A 3,814-nucleotide genomic window follows, 5' to 3' on the forward strand; every position below is an offset into this window, starting at 1 on the left:
AACTTTTGGGCATATCTCGCTGGGCTGCAACACGGCAGATGAGGGCGATGGCAATAGCGGTTATGGCGATGAGCAGAGACAACTTGGACGCGAGCGTCAGGCGGGTGTCCTCCAGGTTCAGCCCCCGCGTCTTGCTGTCGGCGAACAGGCACTCGATGAGCCAGCGCTTCTTGTACTGCCGCAGGATGTGCGCGCCAGTGGCTGGATAGGGCGAAGCCACCACGAGAAGCTCGCCGCCCTTGATGCGGCGCGCACCGAAGTGGAGCTCGAGGTCAGGGTGACTCGCTCTGCCAGGCAGGACGGCCGTAAAGCCCCGCACACCCCTGCACCGTGACAGCAGGGAGCGCAGGTTCAGCTCGCGGCCGTTGGTACGGACTATCTGGCCCTCCTTCATGCGGATCGCGAAGGGGATCTCCTGCTCGACGAGAAAAGTGAACCATTCCTGACCGATGAACTCACGATCCGCCAGCAGCATCCGAACGGTTGAGGCGTCGAAATACGCGAGATACCGCTTCATCAGCGCGATACGCTGAGCGGTCGTGCTGTTGCCGGAATGCGGGAGCATGGTCCACATCAACGGGACACGGAACCTGGCCGTGATGACGGCCAACACGAGGACGTTAACGTCGGTCTTGCCGATCTTCCAGTTGGTGCGGTCAAGACACAGATGCCAAGGGCGAGGGTTGCCGAGCAGCGAGATCACGATGCCCACGCTCCAATCCTCGGGCAGGCACACGTGTTGGAAGAAGCGTTGCAGACGGCGATAGGTCGATGCAACCATGGCGCGACTGGGCCGCTCGCTCGCGATATGCGTCAGGTTCACCGTTCGGGCGCTGATCATGCCAAGCAGGATCATGCAGAGCGTCTCGAGCCGTGACTTGCCCAACGGCACATGCGGAGTTAGCGTTTTCTGGAGATCGGCGAGAGCACGGATATTCAAGGGACCGTTCCTTTGGCGAGGTCGAGTCCACCAGAAGAATCCGTCTTGCCGGTCTCGGCCACCCCAAAAACGGCTGTGTCGTGTAGTCTGGAGAAGGCGGCGGAGGTTGCGTAACCGTCTGAAACTCTGTATTTTTTGGTTATCGACGCCAAAGATTCAGATTTCAGCAGGACGACCTCCGCCATGACCCAGTCTACGTGCTCCACGCCCCGCCTGTCACCCCTTAACGGTAAGCCGGTCCTACTCGGGTTTGACGGCGCCGACATGAGCTCCGACGCCGGCCTGACCCTGCTGCGCGAGATCGAGCGCAGGGCGGGTCTGGCGCAGCGGCTCGCAGATTGCCTGCACGATCCGCGTGACCCGGCGAAAGTTCAGCATAGCCTGAGCGACATCATCCGGTTCCGGATCATGATGATCGGGGCGGGATACGAAGACGGCAACGACGCGGCAGCCCTGCGGTACGATCCCAGCTTCAGGATCGCGCTGGAGCGTGGCCCGGAAACAGGGCCGGTCTTGTGTTCGCAGCCGACGATCTCGCGCATGGAAAACCTGCCCGATGCCCGCGCCCTTATCCGCATGGGCCGCGAGATGATCCGGTTCTACTGCCACTCGTTTGCGCGCCCCCCAAGCCGGATCGTGCTCGATATCGATGATACCTTTGACGCGGTGCATGGCCACCAGAAGCTGCGCCTGTTCAATGCGTTCTACGACGAGTTCGGCTTCCAGCCGATCGTCGTCTTCGACGGCGAAGGCCGGCTCGTGGGGACACTGTTGCGCCCGGCCCGCCGCCCCAATGGGGCCGAGAGCGCGGCCCACATCCGCCGGTTGATCCGGCAGATTGCCAGGCATTGGCCCGAGACAGAAATCCTGCTGCGAGCCGACAGCCACTACTGCACCCCGCAGGTTCTGGACCTGTGTGACGGGCTCGGGCTGCGCTATGTCTTTGGTTTGTCAAAGAACGGCCGTCTGGCGCGGAACATCTCGGCTCTGGAAGCGTCGACGGCGGCGCGCTACGTCCGGACGCCGGGTCAGAAGCTGCGCCGGTTCAAAACCTTCTCCTACGCAGCCCGCTCGTGGTCGAAACCCCGCCGCGTCATCGCCCGCGTCGAGGTTGGCCCCATGGGGCAGGACACCCGCTACGTCGTCACCAACCTCGAGGGCGGTCGCGGCAAGTATCTTTACGAGAAGATCTACTCCGCTCGCGGCCAGGCCGAGAACCACATCAAGGCGTGGAAGGCCCATCTCGCATCAGACCGGACGTCGTGCTCGAAGGCGAACGCCAACCAGATGCGCCTGATGCTGCACGGCTGCGCCTACTGGGTCTGGTGGAAGCTTCGCGCGGCTTGCCCAAAACGTTCACCATGGCGCCGCGCCCAGTTCGACACGCTGCGGCTGCATCTCGTCAAACTGGCCGCCACCATCGTCGAAAAGAAGACCCGGATCATCGTGACCCTGCCGGCTTCGTGTCCCCGAAAGGGACTTCTCCTCCTTCTCTTCGACGCCCTCGCCCCACCGAAAACAGCCTGACGCATGCGCCCCGACAAACCCAGAAANANGGGCGGCATATCATGGCGCACACTACACGACTCCGCAGGGCTTTCGTGCTTCTGGGTTGATCCTCTGCCACGACGCGATGGCGTCGAGGGGATCGGCTCTGAGGCGGCTTCGGATGTGGTCGAAGCCGGTTCGAAACCAGGATCTGGCGTAGTGGCTGTGGCTTTTGCGCGGCGGCGCGCGCTTGCCGAGAAGGTCTGCGGCGGCGCGACCGGCCCAGGCAAGGGCAAGCGCGACAAGGGACATGAGCAGAGCGAGTTTGCGTGGATCGGTGAGACGTGTGTCCTCGAGGTTGAGGCCACGCGTCTTGGCATCGCCGAACAGACATTCGATTGCCCAACGTTTGCGGTAGGTTTCGAGCGCGGTGCGCGGCGCGACGTTGGTAACCACGATCAACCACTCTCCCTTGAGCGGCTTGGCCGCGACGTTCAGGAGCGGCATATTGCTGGCGGCTGCGTCCTCGCGTGTGCCGAGGCGGGCGCGAAAAGCCCGGCCACGGCGGGCCAGGCGCAGCCTTGCGCGCAAGGTAAGGTCGTGACCGTCCTCGGTCGTAATGCGAAGATTTCCCCTTACGCGGATAGCAAAGGGGATATTGTTTTTACCAAGAAATTCCATCCAGCCTGCGCCGACAAACTCACGATCGGCAAGCAGCAGACGGATGGTCGTCGCGGGAAAATTCGCGAGATATCGCTCCATCAGGGCGATGCGCATGTCGGTGTCGGAACACCCGCGGCCTTCGATCAGGCTCCAGACCAGGGGGACGCGGAAACGACGGGTGACGACTGCGAGCACGAGAAAGTTCACCTCGGTCTTGCCGATCTGCCAGTTGGTGCGGTCGAGCGCGAGCAGCCATGATTTGTTCAGGCCCAACAGCCGGACCAGAAGCGGGAGCGACCAGTCCTCGTCGAGATGGACGTGCTGGAAGAAGCGTTGCAACCGACGGTATGTCGACGAGGTCAGGGCCGATCCCGGTCGTTCGCAGGCAAGATGGCCGAGGTTCACGCTGCGCGCGCTGACCATGCCGATGACGATCATGCAAAGCGTCTCCAGACGGCTCTTGCTCAAGTCGAGATCTGGACGCAGGATATTCGTGAGGGCGGAGATGGCGTGGTGAAGCATCGGACGTTTCCTTGGTCGGAGTCGTCCAGTTGAATCCATCCAGCCGCCCTCAGCCAGCACTGTGTCGTGTAGTGTGTGGGTAATTGCCGCGCGGGCCGTCAAACCAGCCGCGACTGCTCCTTCGCCGCGCGAACGAAATCGGCGAACAGAGGGTGCGGCTCGAACGGCTTGGATTTCAGTTCCGGATGGAACTGCACGCCG

Annotated in this window: 4 protein-coding genes; 1 reads left to right on the forward strand and 3 read right to left on the reverse strand. The window is 62.6% G+C overall.

The window, feature by feature from the left end; translation table 11 throughout:
- Positions 1 to 940 (reverse strand): IS4 family transposase (locus tag JSE7799_RS09905; protein WP_055663474.1); only part of this gene is annotated, 940 nt, incomplete at its 3' end.
- A gap of 183 nt (positions 941 to 1,123) precedes the next feature.
- Between JSE7799_RS09905 and JSE7799_RS09910 the strand changes: the two genes are divergently transcribed.
- Complete coding sequence (locus tag JSE7799_RS09910) at positions 1,124 to 2,467, forward strand: IS1380 family transposase (protein ID WP_055663475.1); 1,344 nt, start codon at positions 1,124 to 1,126, stop codon at positions 2,465 to 2,467.
- A 51-nt stretch (positions 2,468 to 2,518) separates the two neighbouring features.
- Here the strand turns inward: JSE7799_RS09910 and JSE7799_RS09915 are convergent, their stop codons facing one another.
- Both JSE7799_RS09915 and JSE7799_RS22280 read right to left on the reverse strand, forming a co-directional pair.
- Positions 2,519 to 3,613, reverse strand: coding sequence for an IS4 family transposase (locus tag JSE7799_RS09915; RefSeq protein ID WP_055663476.1), 1,095 nt, complete (start codon positions 3,611 to 3,613; stop codon positions 2,519 to 2,521).
- A 98-nt stretch (positions 3,614 to 3,711) separates the two neighbouring features.
- Positions 3,712 to 3,814, reverse strand: a 103-nt coding sequence (locus tag JSE7799_RS22280; protein WP_144431642.1) for a glutamine amidotransferase-related protein, incomplete at its 5' end; no start/stop codon positions are given.

This window comes from Jannaschia seosinensis (assembly GCF_001408515.1).
Taxonomy (GTDB): Bacteria; Pseudomonadota; Alphaproteobacteria; order Rhodobacterales; family Rhodobacteraceae; genus Jannaschia; species Jannaschia seosinensis.